Source organism: Rathayibacter sp. AY2B3 (assembly GCF_002931755.1).
In the GTDB taxonomy this organism is placed as follows: domain Bacteria; phylum Actinomycetota; class Actinomycetes; order Actinomycetales; family Microbacteriaceae; genus Rathayibacter.
Window position 1 is genome coordinate 1 of sequence record NZ_PSUG01000050.1, and the last position, 22337, is coordinate 22337.

Genomic DNA, 22337 nt, shown 5'->3' on the forward strand with positions numbered 1-22337 from the left:
GAGCCGCGCTCGTCGGCTACGGCACCGCGGGCGGACACGTCCAGACCCGCCGCCGCCGCCCGGGCGCCACGGCCCCGGCCGCCGCGCTCCCCGTCATCGCGAAGCCGCCGATCCGCAAGCTCGCGAAGGACCTCGACGTCGACCTCCTCGAGGTGCAGGCCACCGGCCTCGCCGGCGAGGTCACCCGCGACGACGTCATCCGCCACGCCTCCCAGGCCAGCGTCTTCCGCAACATCCAGACCCCCGCCTGGGGCGACGACCGCGAGGAGCGGATCCCCGTGCGCGGCGTCCGCAAGGCGATCGCCGCGGCGATGTCGACGAGCGCGTTCACCGCACCCCACGTCAGCGTCTTCGTCGACGTCGACGCGACCCGCACCATGGAGTTCGTCAAGCGCCTCAAGAACTCGCCCGACTTCGCCGGCGTCAAGGTCTCGCCGCTGCTCATCATGGCCAAGGCGATCATCTGGGCCGTCCGCCGCAACCCCACGGTCAACTCCGCCTGGACCGACACCGAGATCGTCGTCCGCCACTACGTCAACCTCGGCATCGCCGCGGCCACCCCGCGCGGACTGCTCGTCCCCAACGTCAAGGACGCCCAGTCGATGAGCCTCCTCGAACTGGCCCAGGCCCTCGAGAAGCTCACCCTCGACGCCCGAGACGGCAAGACCACCGCCGCCGACATGCAGAACGGCACCATCACCATCACCAACATCGGCGTCTTCGGGATGGACACGGGCACCCCGATCCTCAACCCCGGCGAAGTCGCGATCATCGCCCTCGGCACGATCAAGCAGAAGCCGTGGGTCGTCGACGGCGAGGTCCGCCCCCGCTTCGTCACCACGGTGGGCGGCTCCTTCGACCACCGCGTCGTCGACGGCGACGTGGTCAGCCGCTTCGTCGCCGACGTCGCCAGCGTGCTGGAGGAACCGGCGCTGCTGCTGGATTGAGCGGATTCCTCCTTCGTCGTCATCCGCTCCGCGGTCGGCTATCGCAGGTGGTGCGTTCTGTAGAGCGGGTCGCGTAGCGCTACGGCGAATCGCTGTGTTCGATCGAGCGGCCTCCTCCTTCGTCGTCAGCCGCTCCGCGGTCGGCTTGGGGAGGTGGGCGCGTTTCGTGGAGCGGGCCGCGTACCGCTACGCCGAATCGCTGGAACGCGATTCGTCGGTTCGCTCGGCCCTGCGGGCGAGCCGGGGGCGGAGGAGACTCGGCCCTGCGGGCGAGCGAGGGGCGGAGGAGACTCGGCCCTGCGGGCGAGCGAGGGCAGAGGGGGCCCGGCCCTGCGGGCGAGCGGGAGACGGGGCAGGACGTCAGCTGAGAGGGGTGGCCCTGAGCCGTCGAGCGAGGGCGGGTGCTCTCAGCTGAGGTTGCGTCGGGCAGGGGGGCCGCCAGGGCGAGCGCGGTGGCCGGTCAGCGCGGGGGGACGGCGAAGGAGTGCAGGGCGAGGGCGTCGCTCAGGCGGGCGGCGACGCGGGCGCCGCGGACGCTGGTGCCCTGGGGGTCCAGCGGTGGGCTGACGACCGCGGCGCCGAGGCGGCCGGGAGCGGAGAGGACGAGGGCGCCCGAGACGCTCGACTTGGCGGGGACGCCGACCGCGCGCATCCAGCGGCCCGAGCCGTCGTAGACGCCGCACGTCGCCATGACCGCGACCACATCGCGCGCGACCGAGGCCGGCACGACCCGCTCGCCGGTCCCCGGGTGCACGCCGCCGAACGCGAGCGTGGCGCCCATCGCGGCCAGGTCGCGGACGTCGACCAGCACGGCGCAGGCCCGCGCGTACGCGGAGACGGCGTCATCGGCGCCGCGGTGCAGGGTGCCCTCCGCGCGCATCAGATGCGCGAGGGCGTGGTTCCGGTCGCCGAGCAGGTGCTCGTCGGCGGCGACGCTCTCGTCGACGGAGAGCCGGCGGCCGGCGAAGGCGGAGAGGCCGCGGAGGATCCGCTCGCTCCGGCCGTCGGCGTCGCCCCCGTCGACCAGGGCGGCGGTCAGCAGCGCTCCGGCGTTCACCATCGGGTTCGGCGGGCGCCCGGTGCCGCTCTCGAGCTTGAGGGCGTCGAAGGCCTCGCCGGTGGGCTCGATGCCGACGCGATCGAGCGCGTCGCCACCGGTGTCGAGCAGGGCGAGCGCGAACAGGAACGGCTTCACGGCCGACTGGATGCTGAACTCCGCCTCCGCGTCGGCGCTCGCGCGGACGGAGCCGTCGGGCAGGACGAGCGCGATCCCGCAGAGACGGGGATCGGCGTCCGCGAGCGCGGGGATGCTGTCGTCGACCTCGCCCCCGTCGTCCGGCAGCACCTCCCGGCGCAGCGCCTCGAGGTCGTAGGCCAGGGGATCGGGGAGCGGGCTCATCCGTCCACTCTGTCAGGGCGGGGAGCCCGTCGCGTCCGGGGCCTCAGGAGAGCCCGAACTCCGCGTCCAGCGCGTCCAGCTCCGCGGCGAACGACGCGCGCAGACTCTCCTTCTCGTCGGCGGGCAGCCAGGAGGCCTCCGCCCCGGTGAGCGCCATCGCGCGCAGCTGCGCGGCGGTCGCGCCGATCGGGCCGGCGGCGAGACGGTACTCGTCCGCGAGTGTGGTCGGGAACATCCCGGGATCGTCGGAGCACGGCACGACCCGCAGCCCTGCGTCGAGCATCGCCCGGATGGATGCGCGCCGCCAGGGCCGCCACGAGCGGCGCGAGGTCGTCGAGGCGACGGTGAACACCACGCCCTGCTCGCGGACGCGCTCGACGACGGCGGGGTCCTCGAGGACGAAGTAGCCGTGGTCGATCCGGTCGCAGCCCAGCAGGTCGAGGCAGGTCGTCGTGTTGGCGGCGGTCGGGGCGTGCTCGGAGGAGTGGGCGGTCCGGCCCAGGCCGGCCTCCCCGGCGAGGCGGTAGGCGTCGGCGAAGCGCTCGGGCGGACCGGCCGTCTCGAGGTTGTCGAGCCCGATCCCCGCCACGTACTCGTGGGGGTGGCGGACGACCTCGCGGACCAGCTCGAGTGCCTCCTCACCGCTGCGGCTGCGGTCGATGCCGGCGATCATCCGCCCCGTCATGCCGAAGTCGCGCTCGGCCATCCTGATGCCCTCGGCGTACGCCTCGACGCTGCCGCGGTAGCCGAGCCCGGCGAGGTGCTCCGGGACGCCGTCGAAGAACAGCTCGAGGTGGCGGGTGCCGCTCGTGCGGTGGGCGTCCTCGAACGCCTCGTGCACGATCCGGGTCAGGTCCTCGGGGGTGCGCAGCAGCTGCACCACCCAGTTCGAGACCTGGAAGAGCGAGTACGACACCGCGGGCTCGTCGGCGGAGCGGCCCTGGGGCACCGGGATCACGGTGTCGCGGTAGAGCGCCGGGTCCGGGGGCAGCGAGTTGATGTCGGCGAAGATCCGCTCCGGCTCGGCAGGCAGGGCGAGGCCCTCGCGGCGGGCGAGCTCGGCGAAGGTCGCGGGCCGCACGGTGCCGATGAGGTGGCAGTGCAGGTCGGCCTTCGGGATCCGGCGGATCCACTCGTCGGGCACGGCGGCGGTGGGGGTGGTGCTCATGGCGGTCTCCGGAGGTGCGGGATCGGACGGTCGGGACCCCGTGCGCGGGCGTCGCGCACGGGGCGGGCCGCTACTGGGCGGTGACCTCGCGGGCGAAGCGGTCGACCCACTCCGAGCGGGTGGGGACGAGCTCGGCGGGGTCGAGGGTGGAGTAGCCGGCGGCGGTCGGGTCGGCCGCGATGTCGCCGACGACGGCCGTGATGGTGTCGGGCACCTCGGCGGAGAGGTTCACGGGCAGGTCGCCGACGATCGCGGCGGAGGAGGTCTGCGCCTCGACCGAGAGCAGGTAGTCGATGAACTGCTCGGCGGCGTCGACGTTCGCGGCTCCGGTCGGGATCATCGCGCGGTTGGTCGCCATGTAGCGGCCGGTCGCGGGCGGGGTCCATCCGATCGGCTCGCCGGAGGCCACCAGGTCGGTGGCGAAGCCGCTGAGGGCGTCGGCGGCGACGATCTCGCCCTGCGTGAGCAGGTTCGTGACCTCGGTGGAGGAGCTGTAGAACTGCAGCACTCCGGGGGCCCAGTCGGCGAGGGTGCTGAGGGCCGCGTCGATGTCGTACGGGCCGGAGCCCTCGGTCGCGGCGACTCCGCTGACCATCAGCTGACCCGCGGTGACGGAGATGTCGGGCAGCGCGACCTTCCCGGCGTTCGCGGGGTCGGAGTAGACCGACCACTGCGCCGCCTGGTCGGCGCTGAGGGCGTCGGTCGAGTAGAGCGTGCCGTTGAGCTGGTAGCTGTAGGCGGGGCCGAGGTAGGACTCCTCGGTGGCGAAGGCGGCGACGTCGGCGAGAGCGGGCACCGAGGCCGCGTCGACCTGCTGGAACAGGTCGTCCTTCTGCCCGAGCGCGGCGTAGTAGTCGCTGAGGAGCATCACGTCGACGCCGGGGTCGTCCCCGCCGGCCAGCTGGAGCTGCGAGAGGCGGTCGGAGTTGGAGCCGGTCTCGACCTCGACCTCGATGCCGGTGGCCTCGGTGAACGGGTCGATCACGGCCTCCTGGAACTCCTCCACGCCGAAGGGGAAGGTGCTGACCACGAGCGACTGCGCGTCGGACTCGTCGGAGGAGCCGGAGCCGGAGCAGCCGGCCAGGGCGAGGGCGCCGATGACGGCCCCCGCGGTGAGGGCGAGTGTGCGCCGGGCGGTGGTGCGGGACATGGCGGGTCCTTTCGGGGGGCGGTGCGGAGGCGGCCGCGGTGGAGGAGGAGAGCGGTGCGGTGCAGGAGGGAGCAGGCGGTGCGGGGCGGGAGGTGCGGGTCGGGAGGAGCGAGCGGCGGGAGGACCGCGGCGGATCAGGCCGGGACGTCGGCGGCGAGCGGCACCAGCCGCGCGGCCGGCGCCGAGACCACGACGGCGTCGCCGGGGGAGAGCGCGGCCGATCCGTCGGCCCGGACGTCCGACACCAGGCGCACCGGGGCGCCGGAGGGGTCGGACGCGGCCACGGTGACCAGCACGTCGACGCCGCGGTAGGCGACGTCGACGACCACGCCGTCGAGCGCGAGCCCGGGCGAGGCGGGGGCCGCCGCCGACACCGCGAGGTGCTCGGGCCGGACCGTCGCGAGCGACCCGTCCGCGAGGACGAGGAAGTTCTCGTAGCCGAGGAAGTCGGCGACGAAGCGGTTCGCGGGGGAGCCGAAGACGGCGCTCGGGGCGCCCTGCTGCATGATCCGCCCGGCGCGCATCAGGACCATCTCGTCGCTCATCTCGAGCGCCTCGTCCTGGTCGTGGGTGACGAGCACCACGGTCAGCCCGGTCTCTGCCTGGATGCGGCGGATCTCGGAGCGCATCTGCACGCGCAGCCGGGCGTCGAGGTTCGACAGCGGCTCGTCGAGCAGGAGCAGCCGCGGCCGGATCGCGATGGCCCGGGCGAGCGCGACCCGCTGCTGCTGGCCGCCGGAGAGCTTCCGCGGCCGGCTGGCGGCGAGGTGCGCCAGGCCCACCATCTCGAGGCTCTCCACGACCCGGGCCTGCCGCTCCGCCCGCCCGACTCCGCGCAGCTTCAGTCCGTAGCCGACGTTCTCGGCGACGCTGAGGTGCGGGAAGAGCGCGTACGACTGGAACACCATGCCGAGCCCGCGCTTCTCCGGGGGGAGCTTCGTGCTGTCCAGGCCGTCGATGAGGATGCGGCCGGAGCTGGGGGTCGAGTAGCCCGCGAGCATCCGGAGCGAGGTGGTCTTGCCGCAGCCGCTGGGGCCGAGCAGGGTGGTCAGCCGCCCCGCGGGGATCGCGAGATCGATGCGGTCGACGGCGGTGAAGTCCCCGAAGACCTGGCTGACGGTGACGAATTCCGCTGCGGCGCTCATCGGTTGATGCCTCCGAAGATCTGGGCGAAGCCGACGCTGCGCTCGGCGAGGAACGCGATGACGACGGTCGCCGCGAGGATGAGGGTGGAGGTGGCCGCGACCATCGGGTCGTAGCTCTGCTGCACGTAGTCGAGCATCGTGACGGGCAGGGTCCTGGCGTCGCGGCTCTGCAGCAGGAGCGACAGGGGGACGTTGTTGAAGGACGTCACGAAGCCGAGCAGGGCGGCCGAGAAGACGCCGGGGCGCAGGATCGGCAGCGTGATCGTGAAGAAGGTGCGCAGCGGTCCGGCGCCGAGTCCACGGGCGGCCTCCTCCAGCGCCGGGTCGCTGGTGGCGAGCGAGGCGCCGGTGACCCGCACCGCGTAGGGGAGCAGGAGCGCGGTGTGGCCGACGAGGAGCACGGCCGCGTTGTCGACCTTGAGCGTCACGACGAGCTGCTGGAACAGGGCCAGCCCGACGACGAGCTCGGGCACGATCAGCGGCGAGAGGAAGAGCCCCTCGACGATCCCCTTTCCCGGGATGCGCCCGCGGTAGACGGCGAGGGTGGCCGGGATCCCGAGCAGGAGCGCGATCGCCGTCGAGAGGACGGCGAGCTGAGCGCTGGTGGCGAGCGACTCGAGGAACGGGTCGTACGAGAGCGCCTCGCCGAACCAGCGGAACGAGAAGCCCTCCGGTGGGAAGCGCAGCGTGGATCCGGCCGTGAACGCCGTGGCGACCACGAACAGGATCGGCACGATCATGATCATGTAGCCGGCGACGGCCAGGGTCGCGGCGACGGGGCGGCGGGTCCTCACGAGACGGCCCCCCGGCGGGCGACGAGCGAGGAGAGCCCGGAGACGAGGAAGACCAGGATCGTCATCACGATCGCCGTGGCCGACGCGCCCGCCCAGTCGATCGTCACGCTCGAGTACGAGAACAGCTGGGTGCTCAGCATCCGCTGCGAGGACCCGCCGAGCAGGTACGGGGTCGTGTACGCGGTCACGGAGCCCGCGAAGACGAGTGTCGCCGCGACGACGACGCCGGGGAGCGAGAGCGGCACCACGACGTCCCAGAAGGTCCGGGTCGGGCTCGCCCCGAGGCCGCGGGCGGCGTCGTCGAGCCCGGCGTCCACCTGCGAGACGGCGGAGTAGCAGGAGATGATAGCGAGCGGGAGGAACAGCTGCGTGAGGCCGAGCACGATCGCCAGCTCGGTGTAGAGCAGCTGGGGCGCCTCGTCGACCAGGCCGGTGGCGACGAGGAGCTGCCCGATCGCGCCGTTCGAGCCGAGGACCACGAGCCAGCCGAAGGTGCGCACCACGTTGCTGAGCAGCAGCGGGAAGATCGCGAGGGCCAGCAGCACGCCCGCCCAGCGGGAGGTGGAGCGGGCCAGCAGGTAGGCGATCGGGAAGCCGAGGACGACGCAGATCAGCGTGACGACGAGGCCGATGCCGACGGTGCGGCCGATGATCCGCAGCTCGTACGGATCGGTCAGCATCTGGCCGACTCGCGCGATCACGTCCGCGGCCGTGGCGCCGGGCGGTGCGAACAGCATGACGAGCGACGGGACCACGAAGAACAGCAGCAGGAACGCGAGTCCCGGCAGGAGCAGGAGGGGAGCGGATCGTGTCCTCACGGGTGGCTCCTTCCGAGGCGAGCGGTGGCCGGCTGCGGATGTAACCGGTTGCATCGACCCTACGGGTGCGGCGGTACCCGGTCTGCGTCGCCCGTGTAAATTCCGTGTTTCGGAATCCGGCACTGCTTCGCGCCGCCGGTGCGACCGGTTGCAGGCGCGCCCCTATGATCGCGGGAGGACCGCAGGGAGGAGCCGGATGGCCACGCTCGCCGACGTCGCCGCCCTCGCCGGCGTCTCGAAGGCCACCGCCTCGCGCACGCTCTCGCGCCCGGAGGTCGTCTCGCCCGAGACGGCCGCCCGCGTGCTGACCGCGGCGGCCAAGCTCGGCTTCATCCCGAACTCCGCCGCGCGCCAGCTCGCCCGCGGCCGCACCGGCGTCGTGGCACTGGTCGTCCCCACGCTCGACAACGCCTTCTTCACCCCGATCATCGGAGGGGCGCAGCGCCGCGCCGACGAGGACGGCCTGCAGCTGACCGTCGCCGTGCACCCGCTCGAGGCCGTGCGCGAGCTCGGCGCGTTCGACCGGCTCTCGAGGCAGGTCGACGGCTTCATCGTCGTCGCTCCCCGCGGCGGGGACGAGCTGCTGCTGGCGGCCGGGTCGCACAAGCCGACCGTGCTGGTGGACCGCGAGGTCGACGGTCTCGCCTCCGTCGTCGCCGACACGGCCGCCGCGTTCGGGTCGCTGGTGGCGCGCTTCGCCGCCGACGGGCACGAGCGCGTGCTCTACCTCGGCGGGCCGGAGGGCTCGTGGCAGGACAGGCAGCGCACCGCGGCCGTGCACGAGGCGGCGGCGAGCGGAGGAGCGGAGCTCACGGTGCTCGGTCCGTTCCCGGCCACCTTCGCGGCCGGCGTCTCGGCCGCGGCCGCGGTGCGCGAGTCCGGAGCGACGGCGGTCGTGCCCTACGCGACCGCGCTCGGGCTCGGGGTGCAGTACGCGCTGCTGGCCTCCGGCGGTCTCCCGGAGCGGCTCGTGGTGAGCTCGGAGCGGTCGATCGTCGACGCGCTCGGGCTGGTGGGGGTGCCGGCGGTGGACGTGGACGGCGAGCAGCTGGGCCGGGCGGCCGCGGAGCTGCTCATCGAGCGCCTCGCCCGTCGTGACGCCCCTCCCGAGCGCCGCCGCCTGCCGGTGCCCGTGCAGTGGCCCGCGGGCTGAGCCGGGACGGTTCTCGACCGGCCCCGCAGGACCGCGCGGCTCCGGGAAGCCGGGCGCGGTCCCGCGGGTCGGACGCCGCTACGCCGTGAGCGCGACCGCCGTCCACGAGACGGGCGGGAGGGTCAGCGTCAGCACGCCGTCCTCGAGCGACGCCGGGGCCTCGCGCAGGCGCACGCGGTCCTGGTCGTCGCGGGTGTTCTTGGCGTAGGGGTCCTCGTCGAACAGGGCCACCGCCTCCGCGACGCTCGAGACTCCGAGGCCGCTGACGTCGACGGTGACCTCGATCGGCTCCGTCTGCGAGCGGTTCACCAGGAAGACGGCCGCGCGGCCCTCGTCGACGGTGGCGACGGAATCGATGAGCGGAGCGTCGCCGTGGCGGGCGGTCGAGTAGGTCCCCGCGTCGATCCGGGGGCGCAGCACCGAACCGGAGGCCAGGCGCGCCGTGGTCGAGAACGGGAAGAACGTGGTCTGGCGCCACGCGGCTCCGCCCGGCTCGGTCATGATCGGCGCGATCACGTTGACGAGCTGCGCGAGGGAGGCGGAGGTGACCCGGTCGGAGTTCTTCAGCAGCGTGATCATCAGGTTGCCGAGGACGACGGCGTCGGCGACGGAGTAGACGTCCTCGAGCAGGCGAGGGGCGTAGGCCCACTCGCGGGTGCTCTGGTCGCCCTCCGCGTCGGCCTTCTCCTTGGCCTGCCACTCCTCGAGGTACCAGACGTTCCACTCGTCGAAGGAGAGCTTGATGTCCTTCGTCTTCTTGAGCTTGAACTTCACGTGGTCCACGGTCGCCGCGACCGTGGCGATGAAGTACTCCATGTCGAGGGAGGAGGCGAGGAAGGAGCCGAGGTCGCCGTCGTACTCCTGGTAGTAGGCGTGGCACGAGACGTACTCGACGTCGTCGTACGCGTGCTCGAGGACCACGCGCTCCCACTCGCCGAAGGTCGGCATCGACGAGCTCGACGAGCCGCAGACGACCAGCTCGAGCGAGGGGTCCGCGATCTTGAGGGCCTTGGCGGTGCGGGAGGCGAGCTTGCCGTAGTCGTCGGCGCTCATGTGGCCGACCTGCCAGGGGCCGTCCATCTCGTTCCCGAGGCACCACATCCGGATGTCGTAGGGCTCGGTCCCGCCGTTGGCGATGCGCTGGTCGGCGAGAGCGGTGCCGGCCGGGCCGTTCGCGTACTCGAGGACGTCGAGAGCCTCGAGGACGCCGCGGGTGCCGAGGTTGACGGCGTACATGATCTCGCTGCCGGTCAGCTCCGCCCACTTGGCGAAGTCGTCGAGCCCGACCTCGTTGGTCTCGAGCGAGTGCCAGGCCAGGTCGCGGCGGCGGGGGCGCTCGGAGCGCGGGCCCACGCCGTCCTCCCAGCGGTAGCCCGAGACGAAGTTGCCGCCGGGGTAGCGGATCGTCGTGGTGCCGAGCTCCTTGACCAGCTCGACCACGTCGAGGCGGAAGCCGTCCTCGTTCGAGGCGGGGTGGCCGGGCTCGTAGATGCCGTCGTACACGCAGCGGCCGAGGTGCTCGACGAACGAGCCGAAGAGGCGCGGAGTGACGGGGGCGACGACCGCGGCGGGGTCGAGGCTGATGCGCGCGGTGGCGGCGGGGGCGTCGGTCATGAGGGCCTTTCGGGCTTCGGGCTCCCGCAGCGGGCTCGGCGGCGAGCAGGTCTTTCTAACGTTGTACACGATGGTCCGCCCCGCCTCCGCTGCTGTCAAGAGCGGCACGGACCCCGCCGGCCTGGCCGCTCGCCGCTGCCGAGGGCGGAAGACCTCCTCACCTGTCGCGCCTCCCCGCCACTGCTCAGCGCACCTGTGCTCGACTGGGCGGGTGCCCTCCTCCGATGCCGTCATCGACGCCTGCTCCGAGCTCGCCGACCGCGCCGACGCCCTCGCGGCCGCCCATCCCCGCCCGCGCGCGTTCCTCGCGGCCGTCGCGAAGGAGGTCGCCGGCATCCGCAGCGCCCCGCTCGGCGCCCTCGACCTGGCGCACGGTGGCCGCAACCGGATCCGCGGCAAGGGGTTCCGCGGCCCCTACGACGACGGCACCCGCGGCCAGGCCCGGCACTTCGCCGGTGTCGCGGGCGCCACGCTCTACCTCGGCGGCCCGCTCGCGCACCTGTTCCTCCGCACCATCGGCGGCGACGTCCGCGGCTCGGCCGACGACCGGCTGACGACGCGGGCCGTGGAGTGGAGCAGGCTCCTCCGCCGAGGCGAGCTGGCCGTCGCGGACGCGGGGGCGTGGATCCGCCGCGAGATCTGCAGCAGCGGGAGCTGCGCCTAGCCTCTGGTCGACTCTCGGGCGACCACGGTGAACGCCGCCTCGTGCAGGGTCCCGGGGCCGGTGCGGGTGCCCTCGATCCGGGCCTGCAGGACCTCGACCGCGGTCCGCGCGATCTCGTCGCGCCCCGAGTCCACGCTGGAGAGGCTGGGGGAGGAGTAGCGCGCCTCGTCGATGTCGTCGAAGCCGATCACCGCCACCTCCTCGGGCACGCGGACCCCCGCCTCCTGAAGCGCCCGGACCGCGCCGAGCGCGAGGGTGTCGTTGAGCGCGAACACGGCGTCGAAGTCGAGGCCGGAGGCGAGCACGCGACGCATCGCCTCCGCGCCGCCGGAGCGCCGCCACGGACCCGAGACCCCGATCAGCCGCTCGTCGTAGGCGATGCCGGCCTCGGCGAGGGCGGCGCGGTAGCCCTCGAGGCGGAGCGACGCCGAGCTGACCGCGGCGTCGGGGTGGGTCCCGAGTGCGAGGATCCGGCGCCGGCCGGAGGCGAGCAGGTGGGCGGTGGCCGCGTGCGCCGCGGCGGTGTTCTGCATGGTGACGTGGTCGACCAGCCCGGTGAAGATCCGCTCGCCGAGCAGCACCAGGGGGAAGCCGACCGAGAGCGCGTCCGCGTCGCCGAGGCCCAGCGGACTGAAGAGCAGGCCGTCGGTGAGCTGCCGGCGCTCGCTCGCCAGCACGCTGCGCTCGCGCTCGGGGTCGCCACCGGTCTGCTCGATCAGCACCGTCAGCCCGCGCTCGTCGGCGGCGCGCATCACGCTGTCGGCGAGCTCGGCGAAGTAGGGGAGGCTCAGCTCGGGCAGGGCGAGGCCGATCACGCCGGTGCGGCCGCGGCGCAGGCTCCGCGCCGCGAGGTTGGGGCGGTAGCCCAGCTGGGCGATGGCCGCCTGCACGCGCGAGCGGGTGGCGGGGCGCACGTGCGGGTAGTCGTTGATCACGTTCGAGACGGTCTTGATCGAGACGTCGGCGGCGCGGGCGACGTCGTGCAGCGTGACGGCCACGGTCCTCCCTCCGCTCGGCCCTCACGCTACCCCGGGGCTCCGCTCCGGCCTGTCGCGGATCGACGCCGCGGCGGCGTGCGGGCGGGGCGCGCCGCCGGAGCGGGACGCGCCCCGCGGCCGATCAGGTGTACCAGCTGGGCTCGGGGACGGTGTCGAGCAGAGCGAAGGCGCCGACCTCGCGGCGCTTGTAGGGCAGCGGATCGTGCAGGGAGTGCGTGCGGAGGTTCCGCCAGTAGAGGTCGAGTCCGACCGAGCTCGCGGAGGCGCGGGCGCCGGTCAGCTCGAAGACGCGGGTCGCCGTCGCGAGGCCGTCCTCCACGATCCGCGCCTTGGCCGCGGCGATCCGCACGGCGATCTCGCCGCGGCGCCGGGGGGTCAGCTCCTCGCGCGGAGCGTGCAGCGCGGCCGAGAGCGCGGCCCCCGTCGCGTCGATCAGCGCCTCGTCGGCCCAGAGCCGGGACTGCAGGTCGCCGTATCCCTCGAGCACGTACCACTCGTCCCCGGCGCGCTCCTTGTCGTCGCCGCCGTACGGCCAGGCCCGGGTGCGCTCGCGCGTGTACTGCGCCGCGCGCTCGAGCGCTCCCTGCGCGATGCCGAGGTAGAACTCGGCGAAGATCTGCTGGATGACGGGCACGTTGAGGGTGTTGTAGACGAGCGGACGGTAGACCTTGTCGACGAAGCCGGCCGCCGCCGCCCACGGCACGCGGACGCCGCGGATCTCGACGGAGCCGGACTCGGTGAGCCGCTGGCCGAGGCTGTCCCAGTCGCGCCCGAAGACGATCCCCTCCTGATCGGTGGGCACGATCGCGAAGAGGTGGGTGTCCGTCCCCTCGAGCACCCCCTCGAGCACGGTCAGGTCGCTGACCACGCCGCCCGTCGAGAACGACTTCCGGCCGGTGAAGACCAGCTCGTCGCCCTCCTCCCGCACGGTGAGGTCGGAGTCGCGCGGGTTCACCGCACCTCCGTAGAGGAGGTCCCCCTCGGTCGCGAGCCGCTCGACCGCGATGATCTGCTCGGGGGTCCCCACGAGGCGCGCCGCCCAGGCCCAGAGGTAGTGGTAGCCGAGGAGCTGGCCGATCGAGCCGTCGCCGCGCGCGACGGTGCGGACGACGCGGAGGGCGGTGGTCCACTCCTGGGCGCCGCCTCCGTGCTCGGCGGGCCCGAGCAGCGTGACGAGGCCTGCCGCCTTGAGCAGGGCGACCTCGGCGAAGGGGGCGGCGCCGGCGCGGTCGCGCTCCAGGGCGTCGGTCGCGAGCACGGCGGAGACCTCCTCGGCGCGGGCGAGCCAGGCGTCGGGGGAGTCGGGCCGAGGGGCGGCCGACCAGCGCTCGGCGGCGGCGCCGATCGTCGTCGCGGCGCCGGCCTCGGTGGTCGTCGGTGCGGTGGTGGTCACGGTGTCCTCGTCTCGTCGGGGGCGGTGTGCAGCGACTGTGCCAGGGGCGAGGGGCCCGGAGCGAGGCGCGTGTCGCCGCGTGTCCGCGTGTGTCGGCGGATGACCGGCGGGCGCCTCCGCACGATTTTGACAATCGTTATCAATAGCGGTTAGCGTGGGAGCACCCGCCCGGCCCCTGACCCAGATCGGCACACCGTGAAGACCCGCCTCCTCGCCCTCACCGCCCTCCTCGGCGGCACCGCGCTCGCCCTGAGCGGCTGCTCCGGAGCGGGCAGCGCCTCCGACAGCTCCTCCGCCGCCGCCGCGGGCGGGCCCGTGAAGGTCGTCGCGTCGACGAACGTCTACGGCGACCTCGTCTCGAGCATCGGCGGCGACCTGGTCGAGGTGACCAGCATCATCGACAGCCCGGACAAGGACCCGCACGAGTACGAGGCCACCGCCCGCGACCAGCTCGCGGTGTCCGGCGCGACCCTCGTGATCGAGAACGGCGGCGGCTACGACCACTTCCTCGACACCATGATCAGCGCGGCCGGCACCGAGGCCCCCGTCATCACCGCCACCGTGATCGCCGGCCTGGAGGACGTCCACGACCACGCGGAGGAGGAGTCGGAGGGCGAGCACGAGCACGCGGAGTTCAACGAGCACGTCTGGTACGACCTCTCGGCGATGAAGGAGGTCGCGGGACGGATCGGCGACGAGCTCGCCGCGCTCGACCCCGACAACGCCTCCGCCTACTCCGCCAACCTCGCCACGCTCGACGAGGGGCTCGACGCCCTGATCGCCCGCGAGAGCGAGCTCAAGGGCACGCTCTCCGGCCGGTCCATCGCGATCACCGAGCCCGTCCCGCTGTACATGACCGACGCGCTCGGCCTGACCGACGCGACTCCGGAGGCCTTCAGCGAGGCGGTCGAGGAGGGCACCGACGTCCCCGCGACAACGCTGAAGGAGACGCTGGCGCTGTTCTCCGGCGAGGCCGTCGACGCGCTGATCTACAACGAGCAGACCGAGGGAGCGCAGACGGACGCGGTGCTCGACGCCGCGAAGGCCGCCGGGATCCCGGCCGTCCCCGTCACCGAGACGCTGCCCGAGGGCGACGACTACACCGGCTGGATGACCGCCAACCTCGACGCGATCCAGGGAGCCCTCTCCCAGTGAGCACCGACTCCCCGACCCGGCCCGCCTCCTCGGAGGCGGGCCCTTCGGCGTCCGTCCTGCGGCTGCGCGGCGCCGGACTCCGCTTCGGCGACCGCGAGCTGTGGAGCGGCGTCGACCTCGACGTGCGCGCCGGCGAGTTCGTCGCGGTGCTCGGCGCGAACGGCTCCGGCAAGACGAGCCTCCTGCGCGCGGTGCTCGGCCAGCAGCAGCTGAGCGCGGGGGAGCTGCAGCTCCTCGGCGAGCCCGTGCACCGCGGCAATCGGCGCATCGGCTACATCCCGCAGCAGAAGCTCGCCGACGAGGGCACGCCGCTGCGCGCCCGCGATCTGCTCGGGCTCGGGATCGACGGGCACCGGTTCGGCCTGCCCCTGCCCTCCCGCTCCCGGCGGGCCGCCGTCGACGCGCTGCTCGAGGCCGTCGGCGCCACCGCCTTCGCCGACGCCCCCATCGGCAGCCTGTCCGGAGGCGAGCAGCAGCGCGTCCGCGTCGGCCAGGCGCTCGCGGGCGACCCGGCGCTCCTGCTCTGCGACGAGCCCCTGATCGCGCTCGACCTCGCCCACCAGCGGGCGGTCAGCGAGCTGATCGACCGGCACCGCCGCGAGCGGAACCTCGGCGTCCTCTTCGTCACGCACGACGTGAATCCGGTGCTCGGCATGGTGGACCGCGTGCTCTACCTCGCCGGCGGCCGGTTCCGGATCGGCACGCCCGACGAGGTCCTGCGCTCGGAGGTGCTCAGCGAGCTCTACGACGCACCGGTCGACGTGATCCGCGCCCGGGGCCGGGTCATCGTGGTCGGCGCCCCCGACCACTCGCACGTGCACGAGCACGAGGAGGGGCAGTCGTGACGGACGTCTGGTCGCAGATCTTCGACTTCTCGGACTACGGGGCGCTGCTGGCGCTGCTGATGAACTCGGTGATCGCCGGCGCGGTCCTCGGAGTGGTCGGCGGGCTGATCGGCGTCTTCGTGATGTCGCGCGACATGGCGTTCGCGGTCCACGGGATCAGCGAGCTCTCGTTCGCCGGGGCCTCCGCGGGGCTGCTGCTGGGCGTCGGGGTCGTCGAGGGCTCGATCGTCGGCTCGCTGATCGCGGCCGTCCTCATCGGTGTCCTCGGCTCGCGCGCCCGCGACCGCAACTCGATCATCGCGGTGCTGATGCCGTTCGGGCTCGGCATCGGCATCCTCTGCCTGGCCCTCTACCCGGGGCGCAGCGCGAACAAGTTCGGCCTGCTCACCGGGCAGATCGTCGCGGTCGACGACCCGCAGCTCGGGTGGCTGATCGGCATCTCGGTGGTCGTCCTCGTCGGGCTCGCGCTGATCTGGCGCCCCCTCACCTTCGCGAGCGTCGACGCCGACGTGGCGGCCGCCCGCGGCATCCCCACCCGGGCGCTCTCGATCGCGTTCATGCTCCTGCTCGGCCTGGCGGTCGCCGTCTCGGTGCAGATCGTCGGCTCGCTGCTCGTGCTGGCGATCCTGGTGACGCCGGCGGCCGCGGCGCTGCGCCTCTCCGCCTCGCCGGTGGTCGTGCCGCTGCTGAGCGTGCTCTTCGCCGTCGGCGCCCTCGTGGGCGGCATCCTGCTCGCGCTGGGCGGATCGATCCCCATCAGTCCGTACGTGACGACGATCTCGTTCGCGATCTACGCGGTCTGCCGGATCATCGGCCGCGACGGCGTCCGGCGCTCCCGGCTCGCCGTCGGCGGGGGGCGGTAGCGTGGCCCGGGTCGTGCGGAGTGGAGGGGGTCCTGTGGTCAAGCGCAACACGTGGCAGCGCGAGGCGGTGCGCGAGGCCCTCGGGCGTCGCGAGGACTTCGTCAGCGCCCAGGGCCTGCACAGCGCGCTGCACGCCTCCGGCTCGCCGATCGGGCTCGCGACGGTGTACCGCGCTCTCTCCGACCTGGCCGTGGAGGGCGAGGCCGATTCGCTGCAGTCGCCCGAGGGCGAGAGCCTCTACCGCGCCTGCACACCGGGGACGCACCACCACCACCTGATCTGCCGCCGCTGCGGGCTGACGGTCGAGATCGCGGCCGACGAGGTCGAGGAGTGGGCGCGCTCGGTCGCGTCGCAGAACGGCTTCACGGACGCGCACCACGTCGTCGACGTCTTCGGGCTGTGCGCGGCGTGCACCGCGGAGCTCGCCGAGGCCTGAGGCCGGTCCGAGCGGGGGCCCGCCCGAGGGAGCCCCTCGATCCGCGTGCGGCTCAGGCCGGGAGGAACACGCCGATCGACCGGTCCTTCACCACGGAGCCGGCCGGCATCACCCGCCCGCTCATGGCGAGGTAGACGCCCGGCGGCAGCAGCTGCACGGCCGCCACCGCGGTGCCGAGGTTGAAGGCGGCGTCGCTGTCGAGCATGCGAGCGGGCTGCATCGCGCCGGTGAGGACGACCACCCGATCGCGGACGACGCCGAGGGCCTCGGCCGTCGCGGTCATCGTGTCGGTGCCGTGGGTGAGGACGATCCGGTCCTCCTCGGCGGCGAGCACCCGCTCGCGGATCAGGGCGCGATCGGCGTCGTCGAGCTCGAGGCTGTCCTTGGCGAGGACCTCCTCGATGCGGAACTCGAGCGTGGTGAGCACCGGGGCGAGCAGGCGCGGCACCATCGGGGAGCCGATCTCGAGCTCGCCCGCGAGCGAGTACTCCTTGTCGACGGTGCCACCGGTGGTGAGGACGAGGATGCGGTCAGTCACGCGATCAGACTAGGCGCCGCCTCCGACACCGGCACGTTCGTGCGCAGTGGCCGCGCCACCCGGCGGCGGCGGCTCGCATCCGGAACGATGGAGCGCATGACCTCCTCCTCCCCGTCCCTCCTCCGCACCGGCGCCAAGGTGCTCCTCGGCTCCGCCCTCCTCTTCGCGGGGGTGAGCCACCTCACCCGCAAGCGGGAGGAGTTCCAGGCGCAGGTGCCCGAGTGGGTGCCGCTGGACAAGGACGCGGTCGTGCTCGCCTCGGGCGTGGTCGAGATCGGGCTGGGCGCCTCGCTGGTGCTCGCGCGCCGCCGGGCGCCGCTGGTCGGAGCCGCGGCCGCCGCCTTCTTCACCGCGATCTTCCCGGGCAACGTCTCGCAGTGGGTGACGCGCACGAGCGCCTTCGGCCTCGACACCGACCGCAAGCGGGCCGTGCGTCTCGCGTTCCAACCGCTGCTGGTGGCGTGGGCGCTCTGGTCGACCCGGCGTCCGCGGGGCTGATCCCGCTCGGCTGACGACGCGGCACCGGCCCGAGCACCTGCCGCCCGCCGCGGAGGACTCCCCTCAGCCGCCGTCGTGCTGCGCCTCGGCCAGCAGCGGCGCGAGCAGCTCCTCGATCCGACGCCGGGCCCCCTCGGCGTCGCCCGCGGCGATCGCCCCGACCAGCTCGGCGTGCTGCCGGGCGTGCGGGTCCTCCTCGCCGACGACGTCCTCCTCCAGCACCGACTCGAACATGCCGGTGAGGCCGTCGTAGAGCTCGACGAACAGGTCGTTGTGGGTCGCCACGACGACGGCCCGGTGCAGCGCGGTGTCCGCGGCGATCCGCTCGGCGAGCTCCGGCGCCTCCCACGAGCGGGCCCGGCGGGCCAGCAGGGCGCGGAGGGCGGTGACGTCCTCGTCGGTCCGGCGCTCGGCCGCCAGTGCGGCGGTCGCTCCGTCGATCGCGAACCGCAGCTCGAGGCCCTCCCGTCGGGCGGCGCTGGGGATGCGGCGGCGCAGCGACTCGGCGAGCTGCGAGCGCGCGGTGACGAAGGTTCCGCGGCCCTGCTCCCGCCGCACGAGGCCCGCCTGCACGAGGGCCTGGACGGCCTCGCGGACGGAGTTGCGGCCGGCGCCGGTCCAGCGGGCGAGCTCGGCCTCCACCGGGATCCGCTCGCCGACGGCCCAGCGGCCGGAGCGGATCTCCTCGTGGAACAGCGCCGTCACGTGGTCGATCACGCTCTCGCGCTGGAACGGCGCCGCGGGGCTAGACTCGCCAGGATTCATCCCATCATCCTATCTCTCGAGGACTCCATGACCGCAGCACCGACGCTCCGCGCCACCGCCCTCCTGGCCCTCGCCGCCATCGCGATCACCGCGCTGAACCTCCGCACCGCCGTCACCGGCTTCAGCCCGCTGCTCGACACGATCGGCGCCGACCTCGGCTTCGGGCCCTCGCTCTACGGGGCGCTGGGCACGATCGTCACCGCCTCCTTCGCCGTCTTCGGCTTCGTCGCCGCGGCCGTCTCGCGCCGGATCGGCCTGGAGCGCACGCTCGCGATCGCGACGCTGGTGACCACGCTGGGCATCGCCCTCCGCGCGCTGAGCCCGAGCCCGGTCGCGCTCGTGCTCTCGACCGTCGTCGCCTTCGCGGGCGTGGGCACCACGAACGTGCTCATCGTGCCGATCGTGAAGCGGTACTTCGCCGAGCGGATCAAGACGGTCAGCTCGCTCTACCTGGCGCTGCTGCAGGTGGGCCAGTTCGTCGCTCCGCTGGTCGCGGTGCCGCTGGCCTCGACGGCGGGCTGGCGCTGGGCGATCGGGGTCTGGGCCGTGATGACGGCCGCGGCCTGCCTGCTCTGGGCGGCGCTCGCGGCCCGCGGAGGAGGCGGTGCGGCTCCGGCGGCCGCCGGCGGCCGTGTGGACGGGGCGTGGCGCACGCCTCTGCTCTGGGCGATGGTGCTGATGCTCGGGATGACCGGTCTGCACACCTACGGGATCATCACCTGGCTGCCGACGATCCTCGTCGATGCGGGCGCGGACCCGGCGCAGGGCGGGGCGCTGCTGGCGCTGTTCTCGGTGTTCGGCCTCGCCGCCGCCTTCGTGGTGCCGCCGCTGACGCTGGGGATGCGCAACCCGGTCGTGGTCGTAGTGGTGTGCTGCGCGCTGCTCGCCGTCGGCTACGCGGGCCTCGTCGTCGCTCCGCTGGAGGGGGCCGTGGCGTGGGTGGTCTGCCTCGGGCTCGGCGTCAGCACGTTCCCGATGACGCTGACGCTCGTGAACGCGCGGACGCGGACGACCACCGGCTCCTCGACCCTCTCCGGCGCCACGCAGGGGCTCGGCTACGGGCTCGCCTGCCTCGGCCCGCTGCTGATCGGCGTGCTCCACGAGGCGCAGGGCGGCTGGGGCGGCGCGTACGCGCTGCTGTTCGCCGGAGTGGCGGTGCTGCTGGTCAGCGGGATCGTCGCGTGCCGTCCGCGGTTCCTCGAGGACGAGGCGGCGCTGCGGCGGGCCTGAGCGCTCAGCGAGACGCGGCGGGGGCGAGCGAGGAGACGATCCGGCTCAGCCCGAAGCGCCAGGCCTTCTCGACGTCGCCGCCGAGGGTGAAGGCGCCCGTGATCTCCATCCCGATGAAGCCGCTCGCCCAGGCGGTCAGCGTGCGCGCGGCCTCGAGCGCCTCCTCCTCTCCCGCCAGCTGCGCGGTGACCTCCAGGAGGCGGGCGCTCGCCGCGTCGCGGAACTCCTGGGCGGCGACGGGCGTGCCGGGAGCCGGGGCCATCACGAGGAGGAACGCGGCCGGGCGCTCGCGGCCGAAGGCGCGGAGGCGGTCGGCGAGCGCGGCGGCGTCCTCGGCGTCGGCGACGCCGTCGGCGAGTGCGGCCAGGGCGTCCTCGGCGACGAGGCGGATCAGGGTCTCGCGTCCCTCGACCCGCTTGTAGAGGGAGGGAGCGCGGACGCCGACCTTCTGCGCGACCGCCTGCATCGTGACTCCCGCGAGCCCGTCGCGCTCGAGGAGCTCGCCGGCGGCGCGCACGATCGCCTCGACGGAGGTGCGGTCGGGAGTGGGCATGGGCCGAGTATAGCTATTGACAGTAGCCATGATGGCTAACTAGCGTAGCCATCATGGAACTCGGACCCCACCTGCGCCGCATCGGCACCGACATCGTCGCCGTCCACCTCGTCCACACCGACGAGGGCGTCACCCTCATCGACGCCGGGCTGCCCGGCCTCTGGCGGGAGCTCCTGGCCGAGCTGCGCGCGATGGGCCGCACCCTCGACGACGTGCGCGGCGTCGTGCTCACGCACGGCGACTCCGACCACGTGGGCTTCGCCGAGCGCCTCCGCCGCGAGCACGGCGTGCCGGTGCACGTGCACGCCGCCGACGCCGAGCGCGCGAAGGGCGGGCCCAAGCCGAAGACCGCGACGCCGGAGCTCCGCATCGGGCCGCTCCTCGGCTTCGCGGCCTACGCGCTGCGCAAGGGCATCGCGAAGGTGCCGCCCCTCACCGAGGTCATCGAGGTGCACGACGGGCAGACGCTCGATCTGCCCGGGGCTCCCCGCGTGATCGCGCTCCCGGGCCACTCCCCGGGGAGCATCGCCGTGCACGTGCCGGTGGCCGACGCGGTCTTCGTGGGGGACGGGATGACCACCCGCCACGTGCTCACCGGCCGCACGGGGCCGCAGCCCGCGCCCTTCACCGACGAGCCGGAGCAGGCGCTCGCGTCGCTCCGCGCGCTCCTGCCCACCGGGGCGCAGTGGGTGATCCCCGGTCACGGGGCGCCCTGGAGCGGAGGGGTCGAGGCGGCGGTCCGGCTGGTCGAGAGCGCCTGAGGCGTCGGGGCCTCAGGCGGCGGGGACGAGCTTCCAGCGGTCGGCGAGGATCTCCAGGCCCTTGTCGAACGTCGCCGACCACGCCGTGACGTCGTGAGCGCTGTCGGGCACCTCGAGATAGGTGGCGCTCATCCCGGCCGCGACGGCCGCGGCGTAGACGGTCTTCGCTCCGGGGAGGAAGGAGGCGTCGTTCGCGCCGACCCCGAAGATCGCGACGGTGCCGGTGTAGGGGGCGTTCTTCGCGAGGACGTTCACCGGCTTCGCGGCCTCGTAGGCGGCCTGGTCGCCGCCGAAGCCCTGCGCGACCGTCGCCGCCTCGCTGCCGAGGGTCGGCGCGAGCTCGCCCGAGGCGTCGACGATGTTGCCGAAGAGCGACGGGTGGCCGGCGCCGAGCTGGATCGAGCAGGTCCCGCCCTGCGAGAGGCCGCCGATCGCCCAGTGCTGCGCGTCGCCGAGCACCGGGAGGTTCGCACGGATCCAGTTCGGGACGTCGACGGTGAGGTAGGTGGCCGACTTCCCGAGCGGCGAGTCGACGCACATCGGGTTCTTGTCCGGATCGCCCAGCTGGTCGGGCGAGACGACGATCGGCGCGAGGCCGGCGTGCGCGGCGGCGTAGGCGTCGAGCGTCTGCTGGAACTTCTCGGTCGAGAGCGGATCGGAGGGCGACCCCGGCTGCCCCGAGAGCATGATCATCACCGGCAGCAGCGGCGGGGTCGCGGTGAGGGCGGCGGGCGGGAGGTAGACCACGGCGTCGCGGGCCGGGAAGCCCGACGCGGTGGCGGGGATGGCGACCGTCGAGACCGAGCCTGCGGTGGGCATCCCGGCCGGGGCGGTCCAGGTCGCGAGGTCCGAGTGCGGTCCGTCCGCGGCGGCGACCGGCACGGAGGAGTCGGAGTACGCGCTGATCCCGAGCGCGCTGCGCACCGTGGGGTACTGGCCGAAGTCGATGTTGACGGTCATCGCGGCCGCCGCGACGACGAGCACTCCGGCCGCGAGCGATGCGAGAACCCCCCGCGCGCGGCGGCGGGCGATCGCGTGCCCGAGGACGACCAGGGCGACGCCCAGCCCGCCGATCCCGAGGCCGATCGCGACCCGGGTGACCGGCGTGAAGTCGACGCCGAACGGGCCGTCGGGCCCGTCGACGAGGGCGGCCAGGGCGGCGCCGCCGATCAGGCCCAGGAGGAGGACGGCGACGGCGATCCCGCCGCGTCGGGAGCGTCCGCGGCGGGGTGCGCGGACGTGGGCGGCGAGCAGGAGGAGGAGCGCTGCGGCCGCGACCACGTAGACGGTGACGACGAGGGGGCCGGAGACGAGGCTCAGGTCGAGGAGAGAGGTCATGCGTCGATCCGGTCGGAGGGTGCTCGGGCGGGCGGGCGTCAGTCTGGCGGCGGTCTCTGGAGGAGAGCCGGGAGCGCTCGGGAGCGATTCTCCTCCCCGGGCGCGGATCCAC

General features: G+C 73.7%; 23 protein-coding genes. 10 read left to right on the forward strand and 13 right to left on the reverse strand.

The window, feature by feature from the left end; genetic code table 11:
* Nucleotides 1-947: dihydrolipoamide acetyltransferase family protein (locus C5C24_RS14725; RefSeq protein WP_104305320.1), on the forward strand; the 947-nt coding region annotated here is incomplete at its 5' end.
* Between the two features lie 460 nt (nucleotides 948-1407).
* Here the strand turns inward: C5C24_RS14725 and glsA are convergent.
* The 6 genes from glsA to C5C24_RS14755 form a co-directional block, all read right to left on the reverse strand.
* Nucleotides 1408-2346, reverse strand: a complete 939-nt coding sequence (gene glsA, locus C5C24_RS14730) for a glutaminase A (RefSeq protein WP_104305321.1) — start codon at nucleotides 2344-2346, stop codon at nucleotides 1408-1410.
* A 43-nt stretch (nucleotides 2347-2389) separates the two neighbouring features.
* The gene (locus C5C24_RS14735; RefSeq protein WP_258065288.1) at nucleotides 2390-3514 is read right to left on the reverse strand and encodes a hypothetical protein; all 1125 of its coding nucleotides are present in this window, start codon (nucleotides 3512-3514) and stop codon (nucleotides 2390-2392) included.
* A 70-nt stretch (nucleotides 3515-3584) separates the two neighbouring features.
* Nucleotides 3585-4664, reverse strand: coding sequence for an extracellular solute-binding protein (locus tag C5C24_RS14740; RefSeq protein ID WP_104282088.1), 1080 nt, complete (start codon nucleotides 4662-4664; stop codon nucleotides 3585-3587).
* A 134-nt stretch (nucleotides 4665-4798) separates the two neighbouring features.
* On the reverse strand, nucleotides 4799-5809 hold the full coding sequence (locus C5C24_RS14745) for an ABC transporter ATP-binding protein (protein ID WP_104282087.1): 1011 nt from the start codon (nucleotides 5807-5809) through the stop codon (nucleotides 4799-4801).
* Nucleotides 5806-6603 carry an ABC transporter permease gene (locus C5C24_RS14750; RefSeq protein WP_104305322.1) on the reverse strand — a complete coding sequence of 266 codons (798 nt, stop codon included), beginning with the start codon at nucleotides 6601-6603 and terminating at the stop codon, nucleotides 5806-5808. Before C5C24_RS14750 ends, C5C24_RS14745 begins: the two co-directional genes overlap by 4 nt.
* Nucleotides 6600-7421 carry an ABC transporter permease gene (locus C5C24_RS14755; protein WP_104305323.1) on the reverse strand — a complete coding sequence of 274 codons (822 nt, stop codon included), beginning with the start codon at nucleotides 7419-7421 and terminating at the stop codon, nucleotides 6600-6602. The genes C5C24_RS14750 and C5C24_RS14755 overlap by 4 nt, the downstream gene beginning before the upstream one ends.
* A 196-nt stretch (nucleotides 7422-7617) precedes the next feature.
* On the opposite strand from C5C24_RS14755, the gene C5C24_RS14760 reads away from it, so the two are divergent.
* Nucleotides 7618-8574: a LacI family DNA-binding transcriptional regulator gene (locus C5C24_RS14760; RefSeq protein ID WP_104282084.1), complete on the forward strand. Its 957-nt coding sequence runs from the start codon at nucleotides 7618-7620 to the stop codon at nucleotides 8572-8574.
* A 78-nt stretch (nucleotides 8575-8652) separates the two neighbouring features.
* On the opposite strand, the gene C5C24_RS14765 is transcribed toward C5C24_RS14760, so the two are convergent.
* Nucleotides 8653-10188, reverse strand: a complete 1536-nt coding sequence (locus C5C24_RS14765; RefSeq protein ID WP_104282083.1) for an alpha-N-arabinofuranosidase — start codon at nucleotides 10186-10188, stop codon at nucleotides 8653-8655.
* A gap of 211 nt (nucleotides 10189-10399) precedes the next feature.
* Here C5C24_RS14765 and C5C24_RS14770 point away from each other — a divergent pair, with 211 nt between their 5' ends.
* On the forward strand, nucleotides 10400-10852 hold the full coding sequence (locus tag C5C24_RS14770) for a hypothetical protein (protein WP_104282082.1): 453 nt from the start codon (nucleotides 10400-10402) through the stop codon (nucleotides 10850-10852).
* Here the strand turns inward: C5C24_RS14770 and C5C24_RS14775 are convergent.
* Nucleotides 10849-11850 (reverse strand): LacI family DNA-binding transcriptional regulator, encoded by a 1002-nt coding sequence (locus tag C5C24_RS14775; RefSeq protein ID WP_104282081.1) that lies wholly within the window; start codon nucleotides 11848-11850, stop codon nucleotides 10849-10851. The two genes, C5C24_RS14770 and C5C24_RS14775, sit on opposite strands and share 4 nt — an antisense overlap.
* A 121-nt stretch (nucleotides 11851-11971) precedes the next feature.
* Nucleotides 11972-13243, reverse strand: coding sequence for an acyl-CoA dehydrogenase family protein (locus tag C5C24_RS14780; protein ID WP_258065291.1), 1272 nt, complete (start codon nucleotides 13241-13243; stop codon nucleotides 11972-11974).
* 195 nt (nucleotides 13244-13438) lie between these two features.
* Here C5C24_RS14780 and C5C24_RS14785 point away from each other — a divergent pair, with 195 nt between their 5' ends.
* The 4 genes from C5C24_RS14785 to C5C24_RS14800 are packed head-to-tail and all read left to right on the forward strand — an operon-like array spanning nucleotide 13439 to nucleotide 16542.
* Complete coding sequence (locus C5C24_RS14785; protein WP_104305324.1) at nucleotides 13439-14398, forward strand: metal ABC transporter solute-binding protein, Zn/Mn family; 960 nt, start codon at nucleotides 13439-13441, stop codon at nucleotides 14396-14398.
* Complete coding sequence (locus C5C24_RS14790; RefSeq protein WP_104305325.1) at nucleotides 14395-15243, forward strand: metal ABC transporter ATP-binding protein; 849 nt, start codon at nucleotides 14395-14397, stop codon at nucleotides 15241-15243. Before C5C24_RS14785 ends, C5C24_RS14790 begins: the two co-directional genes overlap by 4 nt.
* A gap of 59 nt (nucleotides 15244-15302) precedes the next feature.
* Nucleotides 15303-16106: a metal ABC transporter permease gene (locus C5C24_RS14795; RefSeq protein ID WP_104305336.1), complete on the forward strand. Its 804-nt coding sequence runs from the start codon at nucleotides 15303-15305 to the stop codon at nucleotides 16104-16106.
* Nucleotides 16107-16140: 34 nt separating this feature from the next.
* Nucleotides 16141-16542 (forward strand): Fur family transcriptional regulator, encoded by a 402-nt coding sequence (locus C5C24_RS14800; protein WP_104238381.1) that lies wholly within the window; start codon nucleotides 16141-16143, stop codon nucleotides 16540-16542.
* 52 nt (nucleotides 16543-16594) lie between these two features.
* Here the strand turns inward: C5C24_RS14800 and C5C24_RS14805 are convergent, their stop codons facing one another.
* The gene (locus tag C5C24_RS14805; protein WP_104282079.1) at nucleotides 16595-17080 is read right to left on the reverse strand and encodes an asparaginase domain-containing protein; all 486 of its coding nucleotides are present in this window, start codon (nucleotides 17078-17080) and stop codon (nucleotides 16595-16597) included.
* Nucleotides 17081-17176: 96 nt separating this feature from the next.
* On the opposite strand from C5C24_RS14805, the gene C5C24_RS14810 reads away from it, so the two are divergent.
* Complete coding sequence (locus C5C24_RS14810) at nucleotides 17177-17578, forward strand: hypothetical protein (RefSeq protein WP_104224540.1); 402 nt, start codon at nucleotides 17177-17179, stop codon at nucleotides 17576-17578.
* A 63-nt stretch (nucleotides 17579-17641) separates the two neighbouring features.
* On the opposite strand, the gene C5C24_RS14815 is transcribed toward C5C24_RS14810, so the two are convergent.
* A complete protein-coding gene (locus C5C24_RS14815; RefSeq protein WP_104305326.1) occupies nucleotides 17642-18343 on the reverse strand; it encodes a FadR/GntR family transcriptional regulator in 702 nt (233 codons plus the stop codon).
* 27 nt (nucleotides 18344-18370) lie between these two features.
* Here C5C24_RS14815 and C5C24_RS14820 point away from each other — a divergent pair, with 27 nt between their 5' ends.
* Nucleotides 18371-19573, forward strand: a complete 1203-nt coding sequence (locus C5C24_RS14820; protein WP_104305327.1) for an MFS transporter — start codon at nucleotides 18371-18373, stop codon at nucleotides 19571-19573.
* Nucleotides 19574-19577: 4 nt separating this feature from the next.
* Here the strand turns inward: C5C24_RS14820 and C5C24_RS14825 are convergent, their stop codons facing one another.
* On the reverse strand, nucleotides 19578-20126 hold the full coding sequence (locus C5C24_RS14825; protein ID WP_104305328.1) for a TetR/AcrR family transcriptional regulator: 549 nt from the start codon (nucleotides 20124-20126) through the stop codon (nucleotides 19578-19580).
* Between the two features lie 53 nt (nucleotides 20127-20179).
* On the opposite strand from C5C24_RS14825, the gene C5C24_RS14830 reads away from it, so the two are divergent.
* Entirely contained in the window at nucleotides 20180-20887 is a 708-nt protein-coding gene (locus tag C5C24_RS14830; RefSeq protein ID WP_104305329.1) for an MBL fold metallo-hydrolase, read from the forward strand.
* Between the two features lie 12 nt (nucleotides 20888-20899).
* On the opposite strand, the gene C5C24_RS14835 is transcribed toward C5C24_RS14830, so the two are convergent.
* On the reverse strand, nucleotides 20900-22225 hold the full coding sequence (locus tag C5C24_RS14835; RefSeq protein WP_104305330.1) for an esterase family protein: 1326 nt from the start codon (nucleotides 22223-22225) through the stop codon (nucleotides 20900-20902).
* Nucleotides 22226-22337 lie beyond the last annotated feature (112 nt).